Origin of the sequence: Natrinema pallidum DSM 3751 (genome assembly GCF_000337615.1) — an archaeon.
GTDB classification, from domain to species: Archaea; Halobacteriota; Halobacteria; order Halobacteriales; family Natrialbaceae; genus Natrinema; species Natrinema pallidum.
Genome location: NZ_AOII01000091.1, coordinates 62,149 through 86,455 on the forward strand (window position 1 = coordinate 62,149; position 24,307 = coordinate 86,455).

Annotated in this window: 21 protein-coding genes; 14 read left to right on the top strand and 7 right to left on the bottom strand. The window is 64.5% G+C overall.

Translation table 11 applies throughout. The features are described 5' to 3' along the window. Positions 1-255 precede the first annotated feature (255 nt). The gene (locus C487_RS15965; protein WP_006186861.1) at positions 256-1,494 is read right to left on the bottom strand and encodes an NRAMP family divalent metal transporter; all 1,239 of its coding nucleotides are present in this window, start codon (positions 1,492-1,494) and stop codon (positions 256-258) included. On the opposite strand from C487_RS15965, the gene C487_RS20695 reads away from it, so the two are divergent. The 5 genes from C487_RS20695 to gyrA all read left to right on the top strand — a co-directional run bounded on the left by C487_RS20695 (position 1,493) and on the right by gyrA (position 8,159). Next, positions 1,493-1,654 carry a hypothetical protein gene (locus C487_RS20695; protein WP_161605721.1) on the top strand — a complete coding sequence of 54 codons (162 nt, stop codon included), beginning with the start codon at positions 1,493-1,495 and terminating at the stop codon, positions 1,652-1,654. The genes C487_RS15965 and C487_RS20695 overlap by 2 nt on opposite strands. Before the next feature lie 332 nt (positions 1,655-1,986). After that, entirely contained in the window at positions 1,987-2,730 is a 744-nt protein-coding gene (gene psmA / locus C487_RS15970) for an archaeal proteasome endopeptidase complex subunit alpha (protein ID WP_006186862.1), read from the top strand. Next, on the top strand, positions 2,723-3,442 hold the full coding sequence (gene psmB, locus C487_RS15975) for an archaeal proteasome endopeptidase complex subunit beta (protein ID WP_006186863.1): 720 nt from the start codon (positions 2,723-2,725) through the stop codon (positions 3,440-3,442). Before psmA ends, psmB begins: the two co-directional genes overlap by 8 nt. Positions 3,443-3,543: 101 nt before the next feature. Further along, positions 3,544-5,472, top strand: coding sequence for a DNA topoisomerase (ATP-hydrolyzing) subunit B (gene gyrB, locus C487_RS15980; protein WP_006186864.1), 1,929 nt, complete (start codon positions 3,544-3,546; stop codon positions 5,470-5,472). A 203-nt stretch (positions 5,473-5,675) separates the two neighbouring features. Next, positions 5,676-8,159 (top strand): DNA gyrase subunit A, encoded by a 2,484-nt coding sequence (gene gyrA / locus C487_RS15985; RefSeq protein WP_006186865.1) that lies wholly within the window; start codon positions 5,676-5,678, stop codon positions 8,157-8,159. Between the two features lie 157 nt (positions 8,160-8,316). Here gyrA and C487_RS15990 read toward each other — a convergent pair whose 3' ends face one another. Then, positions 8,317-8,850 carry an Rrf2 family transcriptional regulator gene (locus C487_RS15990; RefSeq protein ID WP_006186866.1) on the bottom strand — a complete coding sequence of 178 codons (534 nt, stop codon included), beginning with the start codon at positions 8,848-8,850 and terminating at the stop codon, positions 8,317-8,319. A 288-nt stretch (positions 8,851-9,138) separates the two neighbouring features. Further along, positions 9,139-9,819, bottom strand: a complete 681-nt coding sequence (locus tag C487_RS15995) for a metal-dependent transcriptional regulator (RefSeq protein WP_006186867.1) — start codon at positions 9,817-9,819, stop codon at positions 9,139-9,141. Positions 9,820-9,916: 97 nt separating this feature from the next. Between C487_RS15995 and rocF the strand changes: the two genes are divergently transcribed. Together rocF and C487_RS16005 are read left to right on the top strand one after the other, a co-directional pair. After that, positions 9,917-10,837 (top strand): arginase, encoded by a 921-nt coding sequence (rocF, locus tag C487_RS16000; RefSeq protein WP_006186868.1) that lies wholly within the window; start codon positions 9,917-9,919, stop codon positions 10,835-10,837. Positions 10,838-10,940: 103 nt separating this feature from the next. Next, positions 10,941-12,110, top strand: coding sequence for an NAD(P)/FAD-dependent oxidoreductase (locus C487_RS16005; protein ID WP_006186869.1), 1,170 nt, complete (start codon positions 10,941-10,943; stop codon positions 12,108-12,110). A 127-nt stretch (positions 12,111-12,237) separates the two neighbouring features. Here the strand turns inward: C487_RS16005 and C487_RS16010 are convergent, their stop codons facing one another. The 3 genes from C487_RS16010 to C487_RS16020 form a co-directional block, all read right to left on the bottom strand. Continuing rightward, on the bottom strand, positions 12,238-13,293 hold the full coding sequence (locus C487_RS16010; RefSeq protein WP_006186870.1) for a DUF4013 domain-containing protein: 1,056 nt from the start codon (positions 13,291-13,293) through the stop codon (positions 12,238-12,240). A gap of 123 nt (positions 13,294-13,416) precedes the next feature. Continuing rightward, entirely contained in the window at positions 13,417-13,950 is a 534-nt protein-coding gene (locus C487_RS16015; protein ID WP_006186871.1) for an acyltransferase, read from the bottom strand. Positions 13,951-14,049: 99 nt separating this feature from the next. Beyond that, positions 14,050-14,859 (bottom strand): Nmad3 family putative nucleotide modification protein, encoded by an 810-nt coding sequence (locus C487_RS16020; protein ID WP_049908213.1) that lies wholly within the window; start codon positions 14,857-14,859, stop codon positions 14,050-14,052. Positions 14,860-15,153: 294 nt separating this feature from the next. On the opposite strand from C487_RS16020, the gene C487_RS16025 reads away from it, so the two are divergent. From C487_RS16025 to C487_RS16035, 3 genes are all read left to right on the top strand, one after another. Continuing rightward, positions 15,154-15,888 carry an MBL fold metallo-hydrolase gene (locus C487_RS16025; RefSeq protein WP_006186873.1) on the top strand — a complete coding sequence of 245 codons (735 nt, stop codon included), beginning with the start codon at positions 15,154-15,156 and terminating at the stop codon, positions 15,886-15,888. Positions 15,889-16,102: 214 nt separating this feature from the next. After that, positions 16,103-19,234, top strand: coding sequence for an MMPL family transporter (locus tag C487_RS16030; RefSeq protein WP_006186874.1), 3,132 nt, complete (start codon positions 16,103-16,105; stop codon positions 19,232-19,234). After that, positions 19,231-19,986: a TrmB family transcriptional regulator gene (locus tag C487_RS16035; RefSeq protein WP_006186875.1), complete on the top strand. Its 756-nt coding sequence runs from the start codon at positions 19,231-19,233 to the stop codon at positions 19,984-19,986. Before C487_RS16030 ends, C487_RS16035 begins: the two co-directional genes overlap by 4 nt. A gap of 31 nt (positions 19,987-20,017) precedes the next feature. Here C487_RS16035 and C487_RS16040 read toward each other — a convergent pair whose 3' ends face one another. Beyond that, entirely contained in the window at positions 20,018-21,085 is a 1,068-nt protein-coding gene (locus C487_RS16040) for an mRNA surveillance protein pelota (RefSeq protein ID WP_006186876.1), read from the bottom strand. Between the two features lie 189 nt (positions 21,086-21,274). On the opposite strand from C487_RS16040, the gene C487_RS16045 reads away from it, so the two are divergent. The 4 genes from C487_RS16045 to C487_RS21755 all read left to right on the top strand — a co-directional run bounded on the left by C487_RS16045 (position 21,275) and on the right by C487_RS21755 (position 24,201). Continuing rightward, complete coding sequence (locus C487_RS16045; RefSeq protein WP_006186877.1) at positions 21,275-21,892, top strand: hypothetical protein; 618 nt, start codon at positions 21,275-21,277, stop codon at positions 21,890-21,892. A gap of 339 nt (positions 21,893-22,231) precedes the next feature. Continuing rightward, positions 22,232-22,774: an HTH domain-containing protein gene (locus C487_RS16050; RefSeq protein ID WP_006186878.1), complete on the top strand. Its 543-nt coding sequence runs from the start codon at positions 22,232-22,234 to the stop codon at positions 22,772-22,774. 387 nt (positions 22,775-23,161) lie between these two features. After that, positions 23,162-23,656: a flippase-like domain-containing protein gene (locus tag C487_RS21750; protein WP_275039951.1), complete on the top strand. Its 495-nt coding sequence runs from the start codon at positions 23,162-23,164 to the stop codon at positions 23,654-23,656. After that, complete coding sequence (locus C487_RS21755; RefSeq protein WP_006186879.1) at positions 23,575-24,201, top strand: lysylphosphatidylglycerol synthase transmembrane domain-containing protein; 627 nt, start codon at positions 23,575-23,577, stop codon at positions 24,199-24,201. Before C487_RS21750 ends, C487_RS21755 begins: the two co-directional genes overlap by 82 nt. Positions 24,202-24,307 lie beyond the last annotated feature (106 nt).

Genomic DNA, 24,307 nt, shown 5'->3' on the forward strand with positions numbered 1-24,307 from the left:
CAGAACGGGGGATAAGTCGATTGTGCCGGAGTATGCCACATTCGGAACGACGGCGACGGCCGTCCCGTTTCGCCCCGGTGGACCGGTTTAGCGGGGATCTCGACAGGCAACTCCCGACAAGCGGGAGGCGGCGGTCGAGACGCACGAACGGTCCAGCGAGCAGGCCGAAACGCAGTTCGAACGGCGGTGAGACGGACCGTTCCCGACGTATTCATACCGGGATTGGTGACCCCGTCGCTCGCCAACGGGCCGCTCTCAGAGGAGTTCGACGATCGATCGAGTCAGCGATTCGGCCGTCACGAGGGAGATCAGGAACATCAGCACCACGGCGGCGAGGAAGACCGCTTGCTCGAGTCGACTCGGATCGACGTACCGTTTGATCGCCGCGAACAACGCCAGCGAGGTGATCGGCAGGCCGACGACACCGTTGACCGCGGGCATCAGGAGCGCCAGCCTGACGGGTGTGAACTCGGTAAACGCCAGGATCGGAATCGCAAGGGCGACGGAGAGTCCGATCAGGAAGTGAACGGTCCGGCGGAAGTGCATGTCGCCGAACTGCGTGTGCAACGCGTAGGATTGGGGCACCATGAACCCGGCGGCGAACAGCGTGCCGGTTGCGCTCGTAAAGGATGCAGCGCCGACGGCGAGGACGAACACGCCGAGGACCCACGGCCCGACCATATCGATGAGTGGCCGTGCGGGTGCGGTCAGCGTGAGCGTCCCATCGGGAATGGCCATCGCCGCCGCGATGATCACCGTCGCGCTGAGGACGACGACAGCGGCCAGTCCGAACGTGTGGTCTTTCCGGTACCGGGAGACGGCCTCCCAGTCCTTTTCGTGTTGCATGCTCGTCTGAATGAAGAAGTTCGGATAGTAGACCGTCGTCCCCATCAGCGCGATGATCATCGTCAGATAGTCGAAGTCGGCGGAAATCGTCGGGACGAATCCGAGGGCGACCCCCCCGAGCGACGGCTGGAGGTTCGCGACGATAACGAGATACGAGGCGAAGATACCGAGCACGAGCGTGGCGATGACGCCCTCGATACGGCTGTAGACACGGAGTTCGACCAGCGAGATGCCGAGCGCAGCCGTGACGATAATGCCCACGTACAAACTCGAGAGCGGGGTCAGAAAGACCAGTGCAGCCCCGGCGAGCGCGTAGTTGGCGACGCTCCAGAACTGCATGATGAATGCGATGCCGATGGCAAACGGTTTGGCCGCCGTCGGTCCGATCACGTCCCTGATGTACTCCATGAGCGGTTCGTTCCTCGCCGCCAGTCGGGCCGACATCTCGTGCATCGTTAGCCCGACGCCGAGCGCCAGCGGCATGACCCACAACAGACCGAATCCGAAGCCGACGCCCGCTTGCGTCAGAATGTACACGGACCCGGCTCCGAAAATATTCGCCGCAAAGAGGAGCCCGAGCCCGTATTGATGAACGGTTTCTTTGGCCTTTTCGACGGAAACGTCCACTGCGGTACTGTGTTTTTCCATGAGTCGTGGCGTCCAGAAACGCGGCAGGTGTCTCGGCCACCTCGAGCTACCGACGGCCGCCGATTTCGAGGCGGGTCGGCCGGAAGCACGCACCTGTGTACACCTGTACGGAATGCTGTACCAGCGTAACGGCTGGGAGTCGGTTGAGGGAACCGCTTGAAATAGCAGATGGCTCTTTGGCTCACCGACTCGAGACCGGTCGTCGGTACCGGAAACAGAGACGTGTCTCAGCAACGAGAGCGACGCCATCGGACTGTAATGGCGACCGCTGAGAGGCTCCACGAGGCGGCGCGTGGGTCGGTCGAACGGCTTCGGCGCTTAACGGGCGGCTCGCTGTCGGCTCCCCGCGATTACGTCGCATTCCCGGGCTCGCGGCGTCTGCTGGCAGTACGTTCTTGCGTGTCCGGGACGAACGGGCCGCCGTAGGCCAGGTTGCCTTCAGAAGAAGGCCTATATATTTCTATCCCTTACCAGAGGTGAAGACTGAAATCTATGCAAGGACAATCCAATCAGCAGGCATACGATCGGGGAATCACCATTTTCTCCCCGGACGGACGCCTCTACCAGGTCGAGTACGCCCGCGAGGCCGTCAAGCGCGGCACCGCGAGCGTCGGTCTTCGAACGTCCGACGGCGTCGTCCTCGCCGCCAACCGGCAGGTCAGTTCGCCGCTCATGGAACGCGAGAGCGTCGAGAAGATCCATAAGGCCGACGACCACGTCGGTGTCGCGAGCGCCGGCCACGTCGCCGACGCCCGCCAGCTCGTCGATCTCGCTCGCCGCCGCGCGCAGGGAGAACAGCTCCGCTACGGCCAGCGAATCGGCGTCGAAACGCTGACCCGCGCGGTCACCGACCACATCCAAGAGTACACCCAGACCGGCGGTGCCCGACCGTTCGGCGTCGCCCTCCTCGTCGGCGGCATCGACGACGGCGAGCCGAAACTGTTCGAGACCGACCCCTCGGGGACGGACTACGAGTGGAAGGCGGCCGCCATCGGCGGCGACCGCGACACCATCCAGGGCTACCTCGAGGAGCACTACCGCGAGGACCTCGACGTCGACGGCGGCATCGAACTCGCCTTGAGCGCGCTCAGCGCCGCCGAGGACGACCTTGTCGACGCCATGGATGTCGATGTCGCGACCGTGACGACCGACGACGAATCGTTCCGTTCGGTCGAGACCGACCGCCTCGAGTCGATCCTCGCGGAGATCGACACACCGGAGGAGACCGATGAATAACTGGACCCAGCCGTCGACACCCCAGGGGAACGGCGACCCGTCGCCGTACGAGCCCGAACTGGGCTCGCTTCCCGATGGCAGCCAGGCGAGCGACGACTACGGCGAGAACGTCAACTCCACGGGGACGACGACCATCGGTATCACGACCGACGAGGGGGTCGTCATCGCGACGGACATGCGTGCCAGTCTGGGCGGCCGGTTCGTCTCGAACAAGGACGTCCAGAAAGTCGAGCAGATTCACCCCACGGGCGCGCTGACGCTGGTCGGCTCGGTCGGCGGCGCACAGTCGTTCATCCGAACGCTGCGGGCCGAGGTCAACCTCTACGAGTCGCGTCGCGATGAGCCGATGCCCATCGAGGCGCTGGCAACGCTCGCGGGTAACTTCGCCCGCGGCGGCCCGTTCCGAGCGATCAACCCCATCCTCGGCGGCGTCGACGCCGAGGGGAGCCACGTCTACAGCATCGATCCCGCCGGCGGCGTAATGGCCGACGACTACACCGTCACCGGCAGCGGGATGCAACTCGCCTACGGCCTCCTCGAGCAGGAGTACGAGGACGACCTCTCGCTTGAGGACGCCCAGTCAGTGGCGGCTCGTGCGATCAAAAGCGCCGTCGAGCGCGATACCGGCTCCGGCAACGGCGTCTTCCTCGCGGAGATCACCGACGAGGGCGTCGACATTCGGGGTCACGACGACTTCGACGCGGTTATCTAGGCCACACGACGGACCGTTCGCTCGACGCGGTCCTGTTCGCGCTCGCGCGCGTACACGTGACTTTTATTAGGGCCGGACTGCTATCCGAAAGCAGGTTTTACATGTCCCAGGAAAGCGAGTACGGAGCCGGGCAGATTCAGGTCTTGGAAGGCCTGGAGGCTGTACGTAAGCGACCGGCGATGTACATCGGCTCTACCGATTCTCGAGGACTCCACCATCTGGTCTACGAAGTGGTGGACAACTCGATCGACGAGGCACTGGCCGGCCACTGCGACGACATCACCGTCTCGATCCACGAGGACGGGTCGGTGAGCGTCGCGGACGACGGCCGTGGTATCCCCGTCGATACACACGAGGAGTACGACCGCCCTGCACTCGAGGTCATTCTGACCGTCCTCCATGCCGGCGGCAAGTTCGACAACAAGTCCTATCAGGTCTCCGGCGGGCTTCACGGCGTCGGCGTCTCCGTCGTCAACGCCCTCTCCGAACGCCTCGAGGCCGAGGTCAAACGCGACGGCGTCTTCCGTCACGCGTTCGAGGCCGGGGAACCCGTCGGCGACATGGAGCGCGTTCGCGACATGGAGCCCGACGAGGAAACGGGCACGGAAATCCGGTTCTGGCCGGATACCGACATCTTCGAGACCGGCGAGATCTCGTTTTCGACGCTGTCGAACCGGCTTCGAGAGCTGGCCTTCCTCAACTCGGGGGTTCGTATCACGCTCCGGGACGAGCGCGAGGAGACCGACGAGGGCGAGTCGGTCGCCGAGACCTACGAGTACGACGGTGGCATCCGCGAGTTCGTCGACTATCTGAACGAGACGCGCTCGGCGATGCACGACGACATCATCTACTTCGAGGACGAGGCACAGAACATCCAGGTCGAAGTCGCGATGCAAGCCACCGAGGAGTTGCAGGGCTCGATCCACGCCTTCGCGAACAACATCAACACCCGCGAGGGTGGCACCCATCTCACCGGCTTCAAGACCGCGCTGACCCGGTGTGTCAACGACTACGCCAACGAGAACGACCTCCTCTCGGACCTCGATAACAACCTCAAAGGCGAGGACATCCGCGAGGGACTGACGGCGGTCATCTCGATCAAGCACCCCGACCCCCAGTTCGAGGGACAGACGAAGACGAAACTCGGCAATTCGGAAGTTCGTGGCATCGTCGAGAGCGCCATGCACGAGGGGCTGGGCACCTACTTCGAGGAACATCCCGACACCGCCGAGGCGATCGTCGCAAAGGCCGTCGAGGCCGCGAAGGCCCGGATGGCCGCCCAGAAGGCCGAGGAGCTCACCCGCCGGAAGTCCGCTCTGGAGTCCACTTCGCTGCCCGGTAAACTGGCGGACTGCCAGACCAAAGATCCCGACGAGGCCGAACTGTTCATCGCGGAGGGCGACTCCGCGGGCGGCAGCGCGAAACAGGCCCGCAACCCCGATTTCCAGGCCATCCTGCCCATCAAAGGGAAGATCCTGAACGTCGAGAAACACCGCCTCGATCGTATCCTCGAGAACGACGAGATCCGGAACATGATCACCGCCATCGGGGCCGGGATCGGCGACGAGTTCGACATCGACGACGTCCGTTACAAGAAGATCATCATGGCGACTGACGCCGATGTCGACGGGGCGCACATCCGAACGCTCCTGTTGACGTTCTTCTACCGACACATGCGGCCGCTGCTCGAGGGCGGATACGTCTACGCGACCCAGCCGCCGCTGTACCGCATCCGATACCGCGGGGAGACCTACGACGCCATGACGGAGGCCGAACGCGATCGGATCGTCGAAGAGAAGTGCGACGGCACCCCCTCGCAGGTCCAGCGGTTCAAGGGTCTCGGCGAGATGAACCCCGAACAGCTCTGGGAGACGACGATGAATCCCGAGAACCGCATCCTCAAACAGATCACGATCGAGGATGCGGCCGCAGCGGACAAGATGTTCTCCGTCCTGATGGGCGACGCCGTCGAACCCCGCAAGCAGTTCATCAAGGACCACGCGCCCGAAGCCGAGTGGATCGACATCTAACGAAATGGTGCTCTGCGGGCGCGGCGTAGCCGCGCTCGCGGCAACAGTTCGATCAAAAGCACTCCTCCCTCCCCCCGACGCGGCGAAGCCGCGCTCTCCGGGTCGGTCGTCGGCCCGGTCGCGAGTTCGCGACGCGAACTCGCTCACGGATGCAGTGCTTGCCAGACGACCCACACTACACAACCCACAAAAACAGCGAATAAATGAGTTCAGACGTACCCGATCCGACGGACGTAGAGGCACGGTCAGTCGAAAACGTCCGTATCGAAGACGAGATGGAGCAGAGTTACATCGACTACGCGATGAGCGTCATCGCCGGTCGCGCACTACCCGACGCCCGTGACGGGCTCAAACCCGTCCATCGGCGCATCCTCTATGCGATGCACGAGATGGGCGTCTCGAGCGGCTCGAGCCACCGCAAGTCCTCCTCGATCGTCGGGGAGACGATGGGTGATTACCACCCACATGGCGACAGCGCGATTTACGACACCTTGGTCCGAATGGCCCAGGACTTCTCGATGCGGTATCCGCTGGTCGACGGCCAGGGGAACTTCGGCTCGATGGACGGCGATCCGGCCGCCGCACCCCGATACACGGAGGCCCGGATGGCTCCCGTCGCCGAGGAGTTGCTCGAGGACATCGACAAGGATACGGTCGACTTCTCGGCGAACTACGACGACCGCCTGCAAGAGCCCGACGTGCTTCCGGCGGCGTTCCCGAACCTGCTTGTCAACGGTTCCTCGGGAATCGCGGTCGGGATGTCGACGAACATCCCGCCGCACAACTTGGGCGAAGTCATCGACGCGACGATCGAACTAATCGACGATCCCGACGCGACCGTCGACGACCTGATGGAACACGTCAAGGGTCCAGACTTCCCGACGGGCGCGAACATCGTCGGCCGGGATGCGATCTACTCGGCGTACAAGACCGGTCGCGGCCGCCTCCGCGTTCGCGCCGAGTTCGAGGTCGAGGAATGGAACTCGAACCGGGAGCGGATCGTCGTCACCGAACTCCCCTTCCAGGCCAACAAGGCCCGCCTGGTCGAGCGCATCGCCGATGACGTCAACGAGGGCGAGATCGAAGGGATCACCGACCTGCGCGACGAGTCCGACCGCGATGGTGTCCGTATCGTCATCGAGCTCAACCGCGGAGCAAACGCCGAGGTCGTCAAGAACAAACTGCTCGAGAACCACCTCGAGCGAACGTTCGGCGTGATCAACCTCGCGCTGGTCGACGGCCAACCGCGCGTGCTCTCGCTCAAGGAGACGCTCGAGGAGTACATCTCCCACCGTCGCGAAGTCGTCCGCCGACGCAGCGAGTACGACCTCGCGGAAGCCGAAGATCGAGCACACATTCTCGAGGGGCGGCTAACGGCCGTCGAGAACGCCGAGGACGTGGTCGAGTTGATCCGGGATAGCGAGACGCGGTCGGACGCGAAGGCGAACCTTCAGCGGGCATACGATTTCTCCGCAGACCAGGCCGACCACATCGTCCGGATGCAACTGGGCAGTCTCACCTCGATGGAGGCCGCCGAGATCAACGAGGAGTACGAAGACGTCCAGGCCGAGATCGAACGGCTGACGGCGATCCTCGAGAGCGAGTCCGAACTGCTCTCGGTCATCAAAGACGAACTCCGCGAGATCAAAGACGAGTACGCCGACGACCGTCGGACCTCGATCGTCGAGGACGAGGGGACGGTCACCCACGAGGACCTCATCCCGGAAGAGGAGGTATTCGTGGTCATGACCGAAGACGACTACGTCAAGCGGATGCCGATCGAGCAGTTCGACCCCCAGGGTCGCGGCGGGAAAGGGATCATCGGCGCGGACGTCAAAACGGACGACAACGTCTCGACGGTCTTCCGGGCGAACACCCACGATTACCTGCTGTGCTTTACGAACCAGGGTGCAGTCTACCGGCTCAAGACCTACGAGATCCCCGAGATGGGACGGACCGCACGCGGGAAATCCGCCGTCAACATCCTCGATCTCGACCCCGGTGAGGACATCACGGCCATCGTCGACACGGATGCCTTCGGCGACGACGAGTTCGTGACGATGGCGACCCGGAACGGCTACGTCAAGCGCACAGCCGGCGAGGAGTTCGACAACATTCTCTCGACGGGAATCATCGCCGCGGACTTGGAAGACGGCGACGAACTCGTCGACGTCGAGGTCACTGACGGTTCGCAGGACCTCGTCATCGCGACCGAAGGCGGCATGACGATCCGCTTCGACGAGACGGAAGTCCGCGCGATGGGCCGGAACGCACGCGGCGTCAACGGGATCAAACTGCAGGAGGGCGATGCCGTGGCTGGCCTCGTCGCGACCGACGAGGACGACGAGCAGGCACTGTTGACCGTCACGGAGAACGGCTACGGCAAGCGGACGCTGCTCTCCGCATATCGTACCCAATCCCGGTACGGCAAGGGGCTGATCGACATCAAGACCGGTGAGCGAAACGGTCCCGTGACGGCCGTCAAGGCGGTCGACGACGACGACCAACTCGTGTTGATGAGCGAGCGCGGCCAGATCGTCCGGACCCGCGTCGACGAGATTTCGACCGTCGGCCGCAACACGATGGGCGTGATCGTCATGGAGGTCGAAGACGGCGACGCGGTCGCCGCGGTCGATGACATCCCTGCGTCGGCGACCGCCGACGACGCCTCCGACGCGGCCGAATAACGCGTTTTCGGCGGCCGGAAACGGCTCGAGACCGACCGCCATCGGAGTCCGTACCGACACCGAGTTGCACGCTGATCGCGCGGCCGTCATACGATCGGAGAGCAAGAGACGGCAGTGGCGACGCTCGAAGAGAGGGAGAACGCGGCCGCCCGGCGGATCAGTGAGCCGGTTCCTCGGCGGGCGCGACCATGTCGTCGATCCGCAGGATGAGAATGTTGTTCGTGTCGTCTTTGCCGTCGACTGTCCCCTTGATCAGGAGTTTCGAGAGCGGCGTCGGACCGACGGTGACGGAATCGTCCTCGTGAATCTCGCTGAGTGTGCCCTGAATGTGGATCTCCGCGCGGCAGAGTTCCGGATGATGAACGCTCGAGAGGTCGATCTCTTCGATAATGGTATCGTCGATGGGCTCGCCTTCGTGTTGCATCGGGACGGCGGCGGGTTCGTCCATCTGCTGGATCTCGAGGGCCTCGTAGGCGGCGGCCGTCGGTTTGTAACCGCCCTTCGGGCCGGGGACGCCTTCGACCAGTTGGAGGGCCTTGAGGCTCTGCATCTGGTTGCGGATGGTCCCCGGGTTGCGGTCGACTTGTTCGGCGATATCCTCGCCTTTGATGGCGTCTTCAGTCTCCTTGTGGAGGTTCGTGAGCGCGCGGAGGATTTTCTTCTGGCTCGGCGTGAGTTCGATTGATGACATAGGTATTTATTCGTATTTGGATTCCTTAAACCCGGCGGGTCAGCGGAATCGTTTCGCCAGGATTGTGACGTTTGAATCGGGTATGGGAAGGTGTTTCTCTTCGTTCGCCGGGGAGAGATTCGAGACATGTTATTCCGTCACCATCGTCTCGGAGAGAGTGCGCCGCTACGGCGGACGCCGTCGAGACCCTCTCGAGGCGACCGGGCCAGACTGGTCTCCCGGCGGGGTTCGACTGCATCACGGCGGCCGGGGCTGGGGCCATCCAAGCCGGGGTCGCAGTCCGGACGGCTACGGTTCGGGCTCTGCGGGCGCTGCGACCCAGACGTGGCTCGCGACGGACTCGGGCAGTGAAACGGGGTCGTCGGCCTCGCTCGAGCGGGCCGTCACCATCCCGAAGGGTGCGATCTCGATGATCTCGAGTTCGACGCCGGGTTCGACGCCGTGCTCGGCGAGATAGGAGAGGACGTCCGGATCGCGATCGGCGACCTCGGCGACGGTCACGACGGTCCCCGCCTCGAACTCGGCGATCGATTTCCCGTCGGGCCGTGTCGGAGGCTCGAGATCGGCGCTCGGAATCGGCGAGCCGTGGGGGTCGACCTCGGGTTCGCCGAGGGCGTCCGCGACGCGCGCCTCGAAGTCCTCGCTGATGTGGTGTTCGAGTCGATCGGCCTCAGCATGGACCTCCGACCAGTCGTAATCGAGGTGCTCGGTGAGGTAGGCCTCGAGCAGGCGGTGATGGCGGACGATCTCCAGGGCGACGGTCTCGCCCTCGTCCGTCAGGGTCACGCCGCGATACTTCTCGCGATCGACGAGTTCCCGGTCCTCGAGTTTGTCGAGCATGCTGGTGACCGTCGGCGACGTGACGTCCAACTCCTCGGCGATCTCCGAGGTCTTGATCCGATCGTCGGTCTCGCGTTGAAGTTGGTAGATCGCTTTGAGGTAGTCTTCCATCACGTCGCTCAGCATCATGCTGTGCCGAGTTTAGACGGGTCTAACCCTAAAGCTGTCGCCAGAGCGACCGCACCGTAATCGCCACGACCAAGCCGGGCGGTGATCTATCGGGCGTATGGAACGGACCGTCAGAATCATCGGGGCACCGATGGACTACGGAGCGAACCGCCGAGGCGTCGACATGGGACCGTCAGCGATTCGATACGCGGACCTCGCGGACGGCCTCGAGCGAGCAGGCGTCGACCCCGTCGACGACGGCGACCTGACGATGCCACGGGCGGAAGAGCGCGATCCGAACGCCGACCAGCCCAGTCGGGGGGATGCGAAGTTCCTCCGGGAGATCGAGGACGTCTGTAAACGGGTGCGCGACCGGGTCGCGACAACGCTCGCGAACGGCGAGTTCCCGCTCGTGCTGGGCGGGGATCATTCGGTCGCGATCGGGTCGCTGACCGGTTCGGCGCGCGACGCCGACCTCGGGGTGATCTGGTTCGACGCACACGCCGATCTCAATACGCCCGAGACGTCTCCCAGCGGAAACGTCCACGGAATGCCGCTGGCCGCCGCCCTCGGCCGCGGCGCGTTCGGCGAAACGGAGTGGGCACCTGCGCCTCGGCTACGGGAGTCGTCGATCGCCTACGTCGGGCTCCGGAGCATCGACGACCGCGAGCGCGAACTGATCCGCGAGAGCGAGATCACCGCCTTCACCATGGCCGACATCGACCAGCGAGGGATTTCCGCGGTCGTCGACGACGCCCTCGCGGTCGCGACCGACGGCACCGACGGCGTCCACGTGAGCCTCGATCTCGACTGGCTCGATCCCAAGACGGCACCCGGAGTCGGCACTCCCGTCCGCGGCGGTGTCACCTACCGGGAAGCCCACGCCGCACTTGAGACGCTGTCTCGACGCGACGAGGCGGAGGGAGTCCTCCGATCAATGGACGTCGTCGAGGTAAACCCGATCCTGGACGAGGGGAACGAAACGGCGACGCTGGCGGCGGAGCTAACCGCCAGCACGTTCGGCAAACGAATCCTCTGAGGGCACTGACGACGGAGTTCGGGCGAGCCGACGGCCTGTCAATAGTAAACATACCGATTCCTGTTTCAACAGCTTTGTATCATAGTGATTCCCAGTGTGGGATATGACTGAGAACGTCGTCGTGCTCGGTGCTGGATACGCCGGTACCGGTGCAATCAACAAGCTCCAGTCGGAGCTCGGGGGCAACGCGCGGCTAACCTGGATCGCCGATGTCGACTATCACCTCGTGCTACACGAAGCACACCGCGTTATTCGGGACCCGGACGTCCGATCCGACATTACGTTCCCGACCACGCAGATCGCCGACCCGTCGACCCGGTTCATCCAGGACGAAGTCACCGGCCTCGATGTCGACGAACGGACCGTCGAACTCGCCGACGGCGATGACGTCGAGTACGACCACGTCCTCATCGGACTCGGCAGCCAGACCGCCTACTACGGCATTCCGGGTCTCGAGGAACACTCCCTCACCCTCAAGAGCCTGGACGACGCCCTCGAGATCCACGAGGCCGTCAGCGAGGCCAGGCGTGATGCGACTCGTGGCGAGCCCGCACAGGTCGTCATCGGCGGTGCCGGCCTCTCCGGCATCCAGACCGCCGGCGAGATCGCCGAGTTCCGCGACGAACACCGCGCACCCATCGAGATCCACCTCGTCGAAGCGCTCGAGGAGATCTTCCCCGGCAACGATCCGGAGATCCAACAGGCGCTGCGCGACCTGCTCGAGGAAGCGGGCGTCCAGGTCCATACGGACGACCCGATCACCGAGGCCACTGCGGATCACATCGAGTTCGACGAGGGCGAGCCCCTCGACCACGACGTGCTCGTCTGGACCGGTGGCATCACGGGACGGGACGCGATGGAGAACGCCGACCTCGAGAAGGAACACAACCGCGTCAACACCGGTGCGAACTTCCAGACCTCCGACGAACGCGTGTTCGCGATCGGCGACTCGGCGCTCATCGATCAGGGCGACCAGCCCGCACCGCCGACGGCACAGGCCGCCTGGCAGGCCGCGGAGGTCGCCGGCGAGAACATCGCGCGTGCGATCGAGAATCGACCGCTCCGGACCTGGGAACACGAGGACAAGGGGACGGTCGTCTCCGTCGGCGAAAAGGCGGTCGCCCACGACGTGAAGCCGGCATTCGGGATTTCCCTGCCCGTCGACACCTTCGGCGGTCTCCCGGCCCAGAACCTGAAAAAGATGATCGCGGCCCGCTGGATCGCCGACGTTACCTCCTGGAACGAAGCGCGGAAGTCCTGGTCGTCGCTGTAGTCCCGGCATTTGAACCGGGGAGTAGCGGTGGGTCGCCCCAATCGGCACGGTCTGCGTCGCGTCTCGTGGGCCATCCCATCGCGGCCCGTTTTTGCTCACATTCGGAGCGATCCGTCCGACCGGACCGCTATCGCAGGCCGAGCGATGCGTCGGGGTCGACGGGGTCGACGTCGCCGGCCGCCGCCGCTTCGTTGTAGATGTAGCCCCACATGGCGAAGGCGAGGTTCGCACTGTACGCCGTGAACACGAAGTACAGCGGAATCAGCAGGGCGATACCGAGAACGGTAATCGCGAGGACCACCGCAACGATACTGGCCGCGGTCGACAGGATGAACCAAAACACGAACATGAGGACGACGCCCTTGAGATAGTGTCGCGAGAGCGCGAACTCGAGGAGGCGGCCGTTGGAAAACGTCTCGGTGAGGCTGCCCGTGCCGATCAGGACGGGGACGATCGCGCCGGCGACGTAGACGCACGCGAATACGAGCAGTGTCCCGATCGCGAGGAGGACGAGCACGAGCTCCGACGACTCCCCGACCACAGCTATCGCGCCGATGAACGCGGCCACGAGCACACTGAGCGCGATGACGACGCCGAGATAGATGCCGACGAGGATCAGTCCGTCCGTTCCCAGTCCGCCCCAGTCGTCGAACGAGGGGACATCGCCGTCTCCCCGCGCCGCCGCGCGACCGACGCGATAGGAGTAGCCGTAGGAAAACAGCAGCGGCACGAGGAGAAAGGACAAGAGAATGAGGACGGAGTCGATCAGCAACGGCTTGCCGCCCTTCCCGAGCGGGAACGCAAACGAGAAGTCGAAGATATCCCTGTCGTGGTACCGCGGTTCCGACGCGGCGGTCAGCCCCGATTCCCGCTGGGCCGTCGCCGCTCCACTGGTCCCCGCGGTATCGTCGCTCCCCCACCCGGAGTCGTCGCTCGCAGAAGTATCGGTCGACCAGCCGGACGTGTCATCGCTCGCAGAATCATCCGTCGACCAGCCGGACGTGTCAGTACTTGCCGAGTCGTCACTCGACCACCCGAACGTATCGTCGTGTCCGGGATCGTCGGTCGACCAGCCCGACGCAGTCTCCGTATCATTGTTCTCCTCGGTTAATTTCCCTCCACACTCCGGGCAGAGAATGGTCCCCGGTTCGAAGTCCTCGTCACAGTTGTGACAGTACGACATGGGCAGGAATTCGTTCACTTCGGTATAGTAATTCTGTTCTCGAAGACACTCGTCGCGACCGAGACGAGGACGGCACCCAAGAGACGCACACCACGACATCGGAAGGGGACCGAGCGGAGACGGTTACGTCGCGGCCGGAGCGTCACCCTCGTCGCCCATCTGTCGGGCCGGGACGCCGGCAACCGTCGCTCCGGGCGGTACGTCGCGTGTCACCAAGGAGTTCGCCGCGACGCTTGCCCCCTCGCCGATCTCGACGCCTGGGAGGACGATCGCGCCGGCCCCGATCATCGCCCGCTCGCCGACGACGACCTCGCCCGTTCGGTACTCGTCCTGGAGGAACTCGTGACAGAGGATCGTCGCGTCGTAGCCGACGATCGCGCCCGCCTCGACCGTGATCAAATCCGGCCAGAAGACGTCCGGCGTCGCCTCGAGCCCCCACGAAACGCCCGCGCCGACCGTGACGCCGATCCGGCGGAGGAGCCAGCGCTTGAGTCGGAGGCTGGGCGAGATCCGGACGAGCCAGACGACGACGTAGTTGATCGCGACCCGGAGCGGGTTGCGAGCGGCGGTCCAGTGGGCCAGCGAGTTGCGCGGCCCGGGCGTCGCGTGACGCTCGACGCGGTCGTGTCGCGGCGTCGGTTCGTCTGAAGCCGTCACTGGCTGTCACGTTTGACGCAGTGGTACATCAAACCGAGCGATGCGGAACCAGCTCTCGACGCGACGAGCGCGATCGAGTCGAACGAACGCCCCCGTTCCTCAGTCGCGGCCGTCCCGCACGGCCGTTCGATTACCGGGCAAACCGACCAGTTCCCGGAACGCAGCGCCCGAGAGTGCACACCGATAGGCGGGTTTGAACATCATATTCGCGCCGCCGGCCCGAACGTGCCACTCGTCGGCGATCTCCTCGCGCAGGTAGTACTGTGCCCGCTCGTTGCCGTCACTGACGTAATAGTCGCTGAGCCGGATCGGATCGCGCTCGAAGAGGCCGCCCGGCTCGCGGCCGTCGACGATTACGACCGGCTTCTCGAGATACAGCTCGCCGTCCCGGGCGCGTTTCGCGTGGGCGTTTGCCGGATGCGCCTCGAGAACGGCCGCGCGTTCGGCCGGCGGCGTATCCGGGCCGACGACGACCACGTCGTCGACGGTGATGTAGCCGATCAGGTAGCGGTGGGCGCGGTCCCCGCCGGGTCGTCGCAGACCGGCGTAGAACCCAACGACGTCGCCCGACTCGAGCGCGCGCAGCCGCGAGACGTAGCCGCTGGTCCGGTGTTCGCCGTACGTCAGCGCCTCGAAGTTCGGGTCCCGGTGGAGCGGCCAGGACTCGAGGGCCTCGCCGGTGACCGTGTCGGTCCCGTCGTGGACTGGCTGGGGCGTGATGCGGCTCGTCAGGTCCGCGGCGGTGCCGTCGCCCGCTCGGAGCTCCCACGAGCCGAGCGTCTCGGACTCGTCGGTCGCCCGCGTTTTCTCCGGGATCGGGACGTATTCGAAGCGGCCGTCGTCGTAGAGCGGGGCCAGCGCGCCGACGTTCGTGCTGTCGGCACCGACGCCGGCGAGAACGACAGTCATGGATTCGTTTCCGTCCATCGGGCCGACGGAGCGATAAAGCCGCCGATCGGTCGCCGCACCCCGCGCGGCGGCGTCGTCGCGACCGGCTGTCACGGGCGGCCCAGCCGTCTCGCTCTCCGGCAACCGACTCGAGCCGCTCGACACGCTCCCGAGACGGGTCGTGGTCGGGTTCCTCGAACAGCAGGCCCCACTCCGATACTGCGGCCATGGACACGGATCGTGGCCCCGGTCCGCCGCCGCGGACGGATCGGTTTCATAACAACTGTTATCGGGACGGCCGTTCCAAAACCGCGTATGCGTGTCACCTTTCTCGGCACGGGCAGCGCGATGCCCACCGGCGAACGCTTTCAGGCGGGGCTTCTCGTGCAGGACGATGGCCGAACGCTGCTGCTAGATTGCGGTGCCGGCGTGCTCCAGCGACTCCAGCAGTCCGGCATCGGCTACGAGAACGTCTCGACCGTCCTCCTGACTCACCACCATCTCGACCACGTCGCCGATCTGTTACCGCTGTTGAAGGCCCGCTGGCTCGCCGGCGAGGACCACCTCGAGATCGTCGGCCCGCAGGGGACCAAGGGATTGGTCGACGATCTGCTCTCGGTCTACGACTACATGCAGGACAAAGTCGATCTGCAGGTTCGCGAGGTCGTTCCGGGTGACTTTTCGGTCGCGGGGTTCGACGTCGCCGCCTACGAGACGCGTCACTCGCTGCCGTGTTTGGCCTACCGGTTCGACGACCGCTTTACGTTCAGCGGCGACAGCGAGGCGTTCGCAGGGCTGGCGAACTTCGCGGAAGGATCGGCGATCCTCGCCCACGACTGCTCGTTTCCCGACGACGTCGACGTCTCCAACCACCCGACACCCGAGACGCTGGGTCGGCAACTGGACGGCCGCGACATCGGGCGCGTCTATCTGACCCACCTCTATCCCCACACCGACGGCCGCCACGACGAGATGCTCGAGTCGATCGGGGCCCACTACGACGGCGATGTCCGGTTCGCCGAGGACCTCATGACGGTTTCCATCGAATAGCTGACCGGTCGTCGTCCGAATCGCCGCCCCTGTCTCTCGTTGCGCAACTGTCACGGAACGCTGACAGTCATGACCGAATGAATTTATTCTGTCTTCCAATCTGTAATATCAACATCCTTGATGTACGGAACGCGTATATACTGTCGCGTTTGTAGGATCGTAACAACAGCATGGTCCTCACCGAAGAGACGGACACGGACGGAGCGGTAACCGAATGAGCGTCCCCGACCGGCTCGCGGACGCGATCACCACGCACACGCGGCTCGTGCTCGTGGTCCTCCTCGTCTCGACGGCGTTGATCGGTGCCGGAATGCCGATGGTCGACGACGACTCCTCACTCGACCAGTTCGAGAGCGACTCGGAGGAAGCGAACGCCCTCGAGCGCATCAACGGGAACTTCACGAGCCAGCAACAGGAGAACACGACCAGCGTCCAGGTGATCACGCGCGGCGACGACGTTCTCACGAGGGAGTCGCTGCGCTCGTCGCTCGAGTTCCAGCAGGCACTCCACGCGAACGAGTCGATCAACTCGACGCTCGCCGAGAACCAGTCGATCACCGGCATCGAGAATCTCGTCGCCATCACGGCGATCAGAAACGAGCAGGCCGCCGAGCTAAACGAGACGAGAGCGGGTCTCGAGGACGGCCTCAACGAGACGGTCGAGCTTCAACGGCAGTACGAGGCGTTGAACGAGTCGGTCGAGCGCAGTTCGACCGAAGCACCGGCAGCAACCGCGTCGACTATCGAGGCCGCCGAAAACACTTCGGCCAACGAGTCGACTACAGACACGTCGCCCACCGAGGCCGCCGGAAACGCCTCGAGTAACGAGTCGACCGAACCCGACACCATCAGCGAGGACGAATACCGGATTCGATCGGCCGAACTCGAGGCGCAGTTCGATGTCGTCGTCGCAAACGCGACGACGGGACTTACCGAGGCCCAGACGGCCCAGTACGCGTCCGCAGTTCGGGAGGTTCGGGAGATCGAATCGCAGCGCTCCGAGCTCCGGTCGGAAACGGCGACCCCAGCGGATGACCCCGACTACCAGCGACTCTCCGCACAACTCGAGGAGGCGTATCGGGCCGGGACGGCCGGCGTACTCGAGGACGAGTACGCGGCGCTCGAACGTGAGGACCGGCCGCCGCTCGACGAGCAGATCGCGGCGCTCGAGGAACTGAGCGACGAGGACTACGAGCGCACCCTCGAGCGCACGCTTCCGTCGAACGGTTCCGACGACAGCGTCGCGACCGCGTTACTGCCCTCCTCCTACAAGCCCGGAACCACCGAGGCCGACGCGCGGCTGACCTCCGTGATCCAGTCGATGGCTGGCGGCGGCGCGAGCGGCATGGAAGCCGGCGCGGTCAGCGATCGGATCGTCGACAGCCAACTCGCCATTCGCGACCTCGCAGCGGCTCAGGAACAGGAGCCGCTCGTCTTCGGTACCGGTATCATGACCGACGAGATCGAACGGTCGATGGGGGACAGTCTCGCCATCGTCGGTCCGCTCGCGCTCCTGTTCGTCGTGGTCGCGCTGGTCGTTGCCTACCGCGACCTGCTTGACATCGTTCTCGGAATCACCGGCATCGTCGCCGTCCTCGTCTGGACGTTCGGCTTCATGGGTTGGGCCGGCATCGCGTTCAACCAGATGTTCGTGGCAGTACCGGTGCTGTTGATCGGGCTCTCGATCGACTACGCGATCCACGTCTTCATGCGCCACCGGGAGCAGCGCGAGGCCGACGGTCCCGACGGGACGGTCCGCGGCTCGATGACGGTCGCGCTCGCCGGCGTCGGCGTCGCCCTCGTCTGGGTGACCGCCACGACCGTCATCGGCTTTCTCTCGAACCTCGTCAGCCCGATCGGCCCCATTCGGGAGTTCGGCATCGTCAGCGCGGTCGGGATCGTCGCCGCGCTGATCGTCTTCGGCGCGTTGATCCCCGCCGCGAAGATCGAACTCGACGAGTTCCTCGAAAGCCGCGGCCTCGATCGCCGTAAGCGAGCCTTCGGGACCGGCGATAGCCGTTTCGGCGACGTGCTCGCCATCGGCGCGACCGCCGCTCGGAAAGCGCCGCTTGCCGTCCTCCTCGTCGCCGTCCTGCTCTCCGCGGGGGGCGTTTACGGTGCGACACAGGTCGACACCAGCTTCCAACAGGAGGACTTCATCGCCGACAGCCCGCCGGACTGGACCGAATCACTACCCGGTCCGGCACAACCCGGCGAATACCAGGCCAAAGACGACCTCGAGTACGTCAACCAGCACTTTCAGCGCCAGGACAGTCAGGCACAGCTCCTCGTCGAGGGGAACGTGACCGATCCCGACGCGCTCGAGCGAATGGACGTCGCTCGAGAGGAGATCGCCGCGGACGGCGGCGTCGCCTACACCCTGGCGACCGGCGAGGCGGACGTTCAGGACCCGCTCTCGACGATGGAACGGGTTGCGGGACAGAACGAGTCGTTTAACGAGTCGTTCACCGCGGCCGACACCGGCGACGACGGCATCCCCGACGAGAACGTGTCGGCGCTGTACGACCACCTCTTCGAGATCGACGGGGAGGCTGCGAAGCAGGTCCTCCATCGGACCGACGACGGGGACTACCAGTCTGCGCGGCTGATCATCGCCATACAGGGCGACGCTACGAACGGTGAGACGACAAGCGAGATGCGCGACATCGCCGACACTATCGAGGACGGCAGCGACGACCGCTGGAGCGCCACCGCAACCGGCAACCCGATCGTCGGGTACGTCGTCGAGCAGGACCTGCTCGATACCGTCCTCGAGAGTCTACTGATCACGCTCGTGGCGGTCTTCGTCTTCCTGACCGTCGCCTACCGGCTGACCGGGAGCAGCGCGACGCTGGGGGTCGTGACGTTGCTGCCGGTCGCGTTCTCGGTGAGTTGGATTCTGGGGACGATGTACTGGATCGGCATGCCGTTTAACGTCCTGACGGGGATGATTACGAGTCTCACGATCGGACTCGGCGTCGCCTACAGCATCCACGTGAGCGACCGCTACGCGCTCGAACTCGAGCGGCAGGGCAACGTCTGGTCGGCGCTTCGGACGACCGTTACCGGGACCGGGGGCGCGTTGCTCGGCAGCGCGGCCACGACCGTCGGCGGGTTCGGTACGCTCGCGCTCGCGATCCTCCCAGCGCTCCAGCAGTTCGGGATCATCACCGCGCTGACGATCACGTACGCGTTCCTCGCGAGCGTCGTCGTGCTCCCGGCGTTGTTGGTCCTGTGGACGCGGTACTTCGGACCGGACGTCTCGTTCGATCCGTCCGAGCGGCAGTCGGGAACGCCGACCGCGAGCGACGGTGGCATCGACCCGACTCGAGGTGACGACGAGTGAGCAGCGACGAAACCGCGGCTATCGACGCCTTCGAACAGTTGGGTCTCACCAGCTACGAAGCAAAAGTGTTCATCGCGCTACGCCGGCTGAGCGCGGGCACGGCCAGGGACGTCGCCGACATCACGGACGTGCCGCGCTCGCAGGTCTACAGCGTCGCCGAGAGCTTGGAGGACCGCGGTCTGCTCGAGGTCCAGCAGTCGAACCCGATCCGGTACCGCCCGGTCAGCGTCGAGGAGGCCCGAGAGACGCTTCGAAGCCAGTTCGAGCGAGAACAGGAGCGGGCGTTCGAATACGTCGAAGCCGTCGAAAGCGAACCCGAGGGGGAAGAGACGCAGGAGGACATCTGGACGGTTCGCGGACGGGACCGCGTCGACGATCGCACGGTCGACATCCTCTCGCAGGCCGAGCATCGGATCGTCTTCGGGACCCGCCTCCCGGAACTCATCACGCCGTTGATCGAGCGGACGCTCGCCGAGCGCGCGGCGGCCGGCGTCTCGGTCTTCGTCGTCAGCGACCGTGACGCCGTCCGGGAGCAGTTCGCCGCCGTCGACGGCGTCACCATCGAACGCCCCCCGGCCCACCGAACGGACGATCAGCGGTCGGGCCGGATCGTCCTCGTCGACGACGACAGCGTCCTGTTGAGCGTTCGGGGCGGCGAGGACGGCGAAACCGCGATCTGGAGTTCGGGCTCGCTGTTTGCCTCCGTGCTCATCCAACTGATCGAGGCCAGCGACGAGATACACGCCGAGTGAACGTCACGAAGCTGCGAGCATCGTCGCGCGCTCACTCGAGACGATATCGCAACAGTGCCGCGATCCCGCCGAGGTTCGAGAGCTGCTGGCCGGGCGGGAACTCGCTCGAGAAGACCGTCACCTCGCCGCCTTTCTGCTCGGTCGTCCGGACGATGTCGTCGACGCTGATCGCCCACTCGCCGTCGGGCCCGCGTTCCCGTTGCAATCGATCGTCGAGCACGAGCAGGCGTTCGATCGCCCCGAACTCGGCGGCCTTTTTCACCTGTTCGGGACCGTACGCCGCCTTCGCGCCGTCGGCGATACGCCGCGTGAGTTCGTCGATGTACTCGGCCTCGCTCTCGATGCGGGTCTCCTCCTGTACGTCCGCGACCGCACCGCGTTTGAGTACCTCGTGGACCCCGCGGTCGCCGACGGCCGCCGTGTCGACCATCGTGATCTGCTCGGCGACCGCGGGCTCGTTGTTTTCGAGGTACTTGTAGGCGTCTTGCTTCGTAAAGCCGGGTCCGGCGAGAATGATCGCGTCGACCTCGAGGCGCGTGAGGACCGTCGCGAGTTCTTCGAACAGTTCCGAACGGCCGCGGGCGTACTCGCCCTTGCCGGTCGTACCGGTGATCGTCGCCCGTTCCTCGGTGCCGTACTGGGCGACGGTGTGGACGTGAGCCTGTCCTTCCTCGACGGTCGCGATCGCTACGTCCGGGTTCTCGGTGGCTTCCTCGGCCTCTTCGAGACGGGCCGTCTGATCGGGCTTGAACCGCTTCTCGATCGAGAGTTCGTCGCGCGGTTCGACGTTGAGGGTGTGGTGGAAGTTCAGCTGGTCCTCGCGCGAGCAGGCGACGATCTCGCCGCCGACCCGAAGCCGATTGGCGAACTTGTGGAACTCGACGGTCTCGACGGCGAGTGCAACCCACATGTGTTCGCGTTCGCCGCCGGTGTCGCGCATCTGGTCGTCGTTGCGCTGGATGCGCCGGGTCGTATCGCCCGCGACGCGGTCGCCGGGCTCGAGGACGTACTGCAAGTGCCAGAGGTCGTCGACGCTCTCGGGGACGACCGTCACCCGTTCGCGGCCGCCCTCGACCTGCTCCCGGTCTTTGATCTGCATGGAGGTTCGTTCGCAGGGTGGCGGTAAGTGGACTGCGATCGGTTCGTCTCGCTCGACGACGCGATCGCCGCGGCGAGCGTACGCTCCCCCACGCTCGGGAGGGGGCGTGACCGCCGACATCCATGTGGTTTGCCCACATTCTTCATAGTTAGGGGCTGCGGCTATCCGCGTTGCGCTCCAGTATCGAGTATGAACCTCGGACACCTCTCCCAACTCGAGGACTTCGGCACCCGGTCGCTCGTCACCCACGCGATCATGGCGGTGACGTTTACCAGTGCGATCGTCGTGGGGCTGTTCGTCGACGGCCAGGTCGGCCTCGTCTCGTTCGTCGCGTTCCTCAACTTCACCGCCGGGGTATGGGTCGCACAGTCGACGCACTCGCTCGGCAACGCCCGAACCGACGATTCCTACGACGGCATTCTGTCGGTGTTGTTCGATACGACCGGCGAGAAGACCTACCACGGGCTCGACACCGGCCGGCTCGCGCGACTTCTCACGTTGATCGCGGCCGTGACGGCGGTTTCGCTGCTCGTCTCCGGACAGGTCCTCTCCGGTTCGGTCGCCTCGATCGGTGCCATCGCGATCGGCGTCGTCGCGCTCGTGACCGCGATGGTCGGGTTCCTGATCGCGATGGGATCGTCCTACGACGCGGCCGAGCGCCGAGCGGTCCGCAACATCGAACGCAACGACGAGAACACCGACTCGGAACAGCCGTCCATCCCGACGACCGAGTTCGACGACGCCTCGGATATCCGGGTCTCGATTCACGAGATGCACATGGACGACTCGGCCACGAAACGACGGTAATAACCCGTTACAAACCTGTTTCGCATCAGCCCTTCGACGGCGACCCGGTTCCGTGAACGATATCGGGGGCACGAACGCGTCGGATCACCGACTAGACCGGTCACCCCCGCGTCGGCAACGCACCCTTTTTCAATCCGGGCGACGTGTCGCGACGACGCACGGTCGACTGTCGGGAAACGACGAGTGAAACCGGATGCCCGTCTCGGGTCGGTGAGACACCAGACCGCGATTCGACGGCCGATCTGATGGGGGAGCCGACAGTCGGCATCGGCCGGACGTTGTTAGCTTTATACTCCTGACTGATGGTGCCGATGATGTGGTTGCCACCGAACAGCAATAATGAGAGACGCAAACCAAACCGCCACGGAGACGGTACGTATCGAGGTGTTTCTCCGAAACAACGCCTCCGCGGCCGTCGTGGAACCGCTCAGATCGATCGTTTCGCGAGCGCGGTGCCTCGAGGAGCGAGCGATAGCGGCCGACGTACGCGTCAAAACGTGGACATCGGTTCGGACTGCGCTCGAGGAACTCAGCGACGCCAAGCCGTCGGTATCGCTCACCGTCGACGCGTTCGAGTCCTGGGCCGATCGCGAGGGATACACGCTCCGCCCGGCGTTCGACCGACACGAGACCGATTCGATGCTCGAGCACCGTCCCGCCACCGAAATCCAGGTCCCGACGGTCTGCGTCGCCGTCTACGAGGACGACGACCTCCAATGTGTCGCACCCTGTTCGGACGGCAACCGAACCTACACCGTCGAAGAGTGCCTCGACGCGCTCGAGGACGGCAGCACGCGGCCGTTCCCCGACCGGGGCGAGCCGATTCAGAACGGGTTCGGCGACACCATCGGGACCGCCGCACAAGCGGAGAACAGAGACTAACACGCGGCCCGCCAGGCAGCCCGATCGAGTCTCGAGTCCCCCGCCGCCGCTGAGGTCGCCACTCGAACTACGGATTCGATTCAGCACGTTTACTCGACGGAGACACTGCATTGGTGGGAGAGTCACGTGGATATCAGCGGTCTCACCGCGCTCTGATCGAGTGAGCGGACTCCCGTGTAGTGATCCGCCGAATGAACTAAGTTTAAATGCGACCCGGCCGTTCAGCCGAACATGAAATTCAGCCCTATCCGATCCGTGGGCATCTATTTACCGTCCTCTCGTCAACGACCTGTCCCCATCTCGAGCCATGTGTTCCTCGACTAACACCGCCCCTATCGGCACGTGCAACCCTTTGCCACCGGCTGATGTTCTCAATGGGTCCGCGTAATGTCATCTGAGGAATTGTTCGATTGGCGATCCATTCTGATTGGGTTCGTCGGTGCCGGACTCGTTCTCTCGGTGCTGCTCATCACTGTCGGTGTCGACGGAATCATTGCACAACTACGGAAGACCCAGCCTGCTGTCATCGCCATCTTGCTTGGGCTCATCCCTCTCTGGCTCGTCGCTTGGGGGCTCTGTCTACACACCGTCTTGCGCGCGCTGGGAACGCCAACCTCTCGAGTCCAGTCAATCGTCGTGTTTACTGCTGCGACCTTCGCGAATCAAGTCACCCCGTTCGGGCAGGCCGGCGGTGAACCCATCAGTGCCTTCCTGATTTCCGAGACCGCCGACACGGAGTACGAGAACGGGTTAGCCGCCATCGCGAGCGTCGATACCCTGCATTTTTCCCCTCGATTGGGATGGGGCTCGTCGGTATCGGACTGTTCGTCCTGCGTGGGTTCGACTTCGGTCGGAACCTACTCCTGGCTAGTCTCACTGTAACGGGACTCCTCGTCGGGTTTGTTCTCGCACTGACGCTCGGGTGGCGGTTCCACCATCGAATCGAGACGATAGTTCTCTCGGTGCTTCCGCCGATCGTTCACCGGGTTGGACGGACCGTTCCACGGGTTAGCGCGCCGACGCGAGCGGACATCAAACACCGCGTAAATGGGTTCTTCGAGTCGATCGCACGGATCGCCAGCAACCCGCGGCTCCTGGTCCTGGCCGGCCTGTTCTCGTGTATCGGGTGGCTCACGCTGTCGGTCTGTCTCTGGATCTCGCTCGCGTCGATCGGAGTTACTGTCCCCTTCATGGCGATGCTCATCGTACTTCCTGTTGCCAGCATCGCCGGAATATTCCCGCTTCCGGGCGGTATCGGCGGCGTCGAGACGGCGTTTATCGTTCTCGTCGTCTCCACAACCGGAGTCGCGACGACGGCCGCGACGGCCGCCGTCGTCATCTATCGGGGAGCGACTTACTGGATTCCGATGCTAGTCGGTGGCGGTATCACTGCTGTGATCCTCGACAACCTGCATCGTCGCTACTAATACCCGAAAGAGCCGCGAGCTTCATCCGTCGGACTGTGAGATCCGTGTTTACTAACGGAATATTTATAATTGTTGAAAGATGTAATACTGCTCGGAACCCATCTAT

Excerpts from the sequence above, each read along its gene's own strand:
- C487_RS20695 (WP_161605721.1), top strand. The coding sequence starts at position 1,493 with ATGAGTCGTGGCGTCCAGAAACGCGGCAGGTGTCTCGGCCACCTCGAG.
- C487_RS15965 (WP_006186861.1), bottom strand. The coding sequence starts at position 1,494 with ATGGAAAAACACAGTACCGCAGTGGACGTTTCCGTCGAAAAGGCCAAA.
- psmA (WP_006186862.1), top strand. The coding sequence starts at position 1,987 with ATGCAAGGACAATCCAATCAGCAGGCATACGATCGGGGAATCACCATT.
- psmB (WP_006186863.1), top strand. The coding sequence starts at position 2,723 with ATGAATAACTGGACCCAGCCGTCGACACCCCAGGGGAACGGCGACCCG.
- gyrB (WP_006186864.1), top strand. The coding sequence starts at position 3,544 with ATGTCCCAGGAAAGCGAGTACGGAGCCGGGCAGATTCAGGTCTTGGAA.
- gyrA (WP_006186865.1), top strand. The coding sequence starts at position 5,676 with ATGAGTTCAGACGTACCCGATCCGACGGACGTAGAGGCACGGTCAGTC.
- C487_RS15990 (WP_006186866.1), bottom strand. The coding sequence starts at position 8,850 with ATGTCATCAATCGAACTCACGCCGAGCCAGAAGAAAATCCTCCGCGCG.
- C487_RS15995 (WP_006186867.1), bottom strand. The coding sequence starts at position 9,819 with ATGATGCTGAGCGACGTGATGGAAGACTACCTCAAAGCGATCTACCAA.
- rocF (WP_006186868.1), top strand. The coding sequence starts at position 9,917 with ATGGAACGGACCGTCAGAATCATCGGGGCACCGATGGACTACGGAGCG.
- C487_RS16005 (WP_006186869.1), top strand. The coding sequence starts at position 10,941 with ATGACTGAGAACGTCGTCGTGCTCGGTGCTGGATACGCCGGTACCGGT.
- C487_RS16010 (WP_006186870.1), bottom strand. The coding sequence starts at position 13,293 with ATGTCGTACTGTCACAACTGTGACGAGGACTTCGAACCGGGGACCATT.
- C487_RS16020 (WP_049908213.1), bottom strand. The coding sequence starts at position 14,859 with ATGACTGTCGTTCTCGCCGGCGTCGGTGCCGACAGCACGAACGTCGGC.
- C487_RS16025 (WP_006186873.1), top strand. The coding sequence starts at position 15,154 with ATGCGTGTCACCTTTCTCGGCACGGGCAGCGCGATGCCCACCGGCGAA.
- C487_RS16030 (WP_006186874.1), top strand. The coding sequence starts at position 16,103 with ATGAGCGTCCCCGACCGGCTCGCGGACGCGATCACCACGCACACGCGG.
- C487_RS16040 (WP_006186876.1), bottom strand. The coding sequence starts at position 21,085 with ATGCAGATCAAAGACCGGGAGCAGGTCGAGGGCGGCCGCGAACGGGTG.
- C487_RS16045 (WP_006186877.1), top strand. The coding sequence starts at position 21,275 with ATGAACCTCGGACACCTCTCCCAACTCGAGGACTTCGGCACCCGGTCG.
- C487_RS16050 (WP_006186878.1), top strand. The coding sequence starts at position 22,232 with ATGAGAGACGCAAACCAAACCGCCACGGAGACGGTACGTATCGAGGTG.
- C487_RS21750 (WP_275039951.1), top strand. The coding sequence starts at position 23,162 with ATGTCATCTGAGGAATTGTTCGATTGGCGATCCATTCTGATTGGGTTC.
- C487_RS21755 (WP_006186879.1), top strand. The coding sequence starts at position 23,575 with ATGGGGCTCGTCGGTATCGGACTGTTCGTCCTGCGTGGGTTCGACTTC.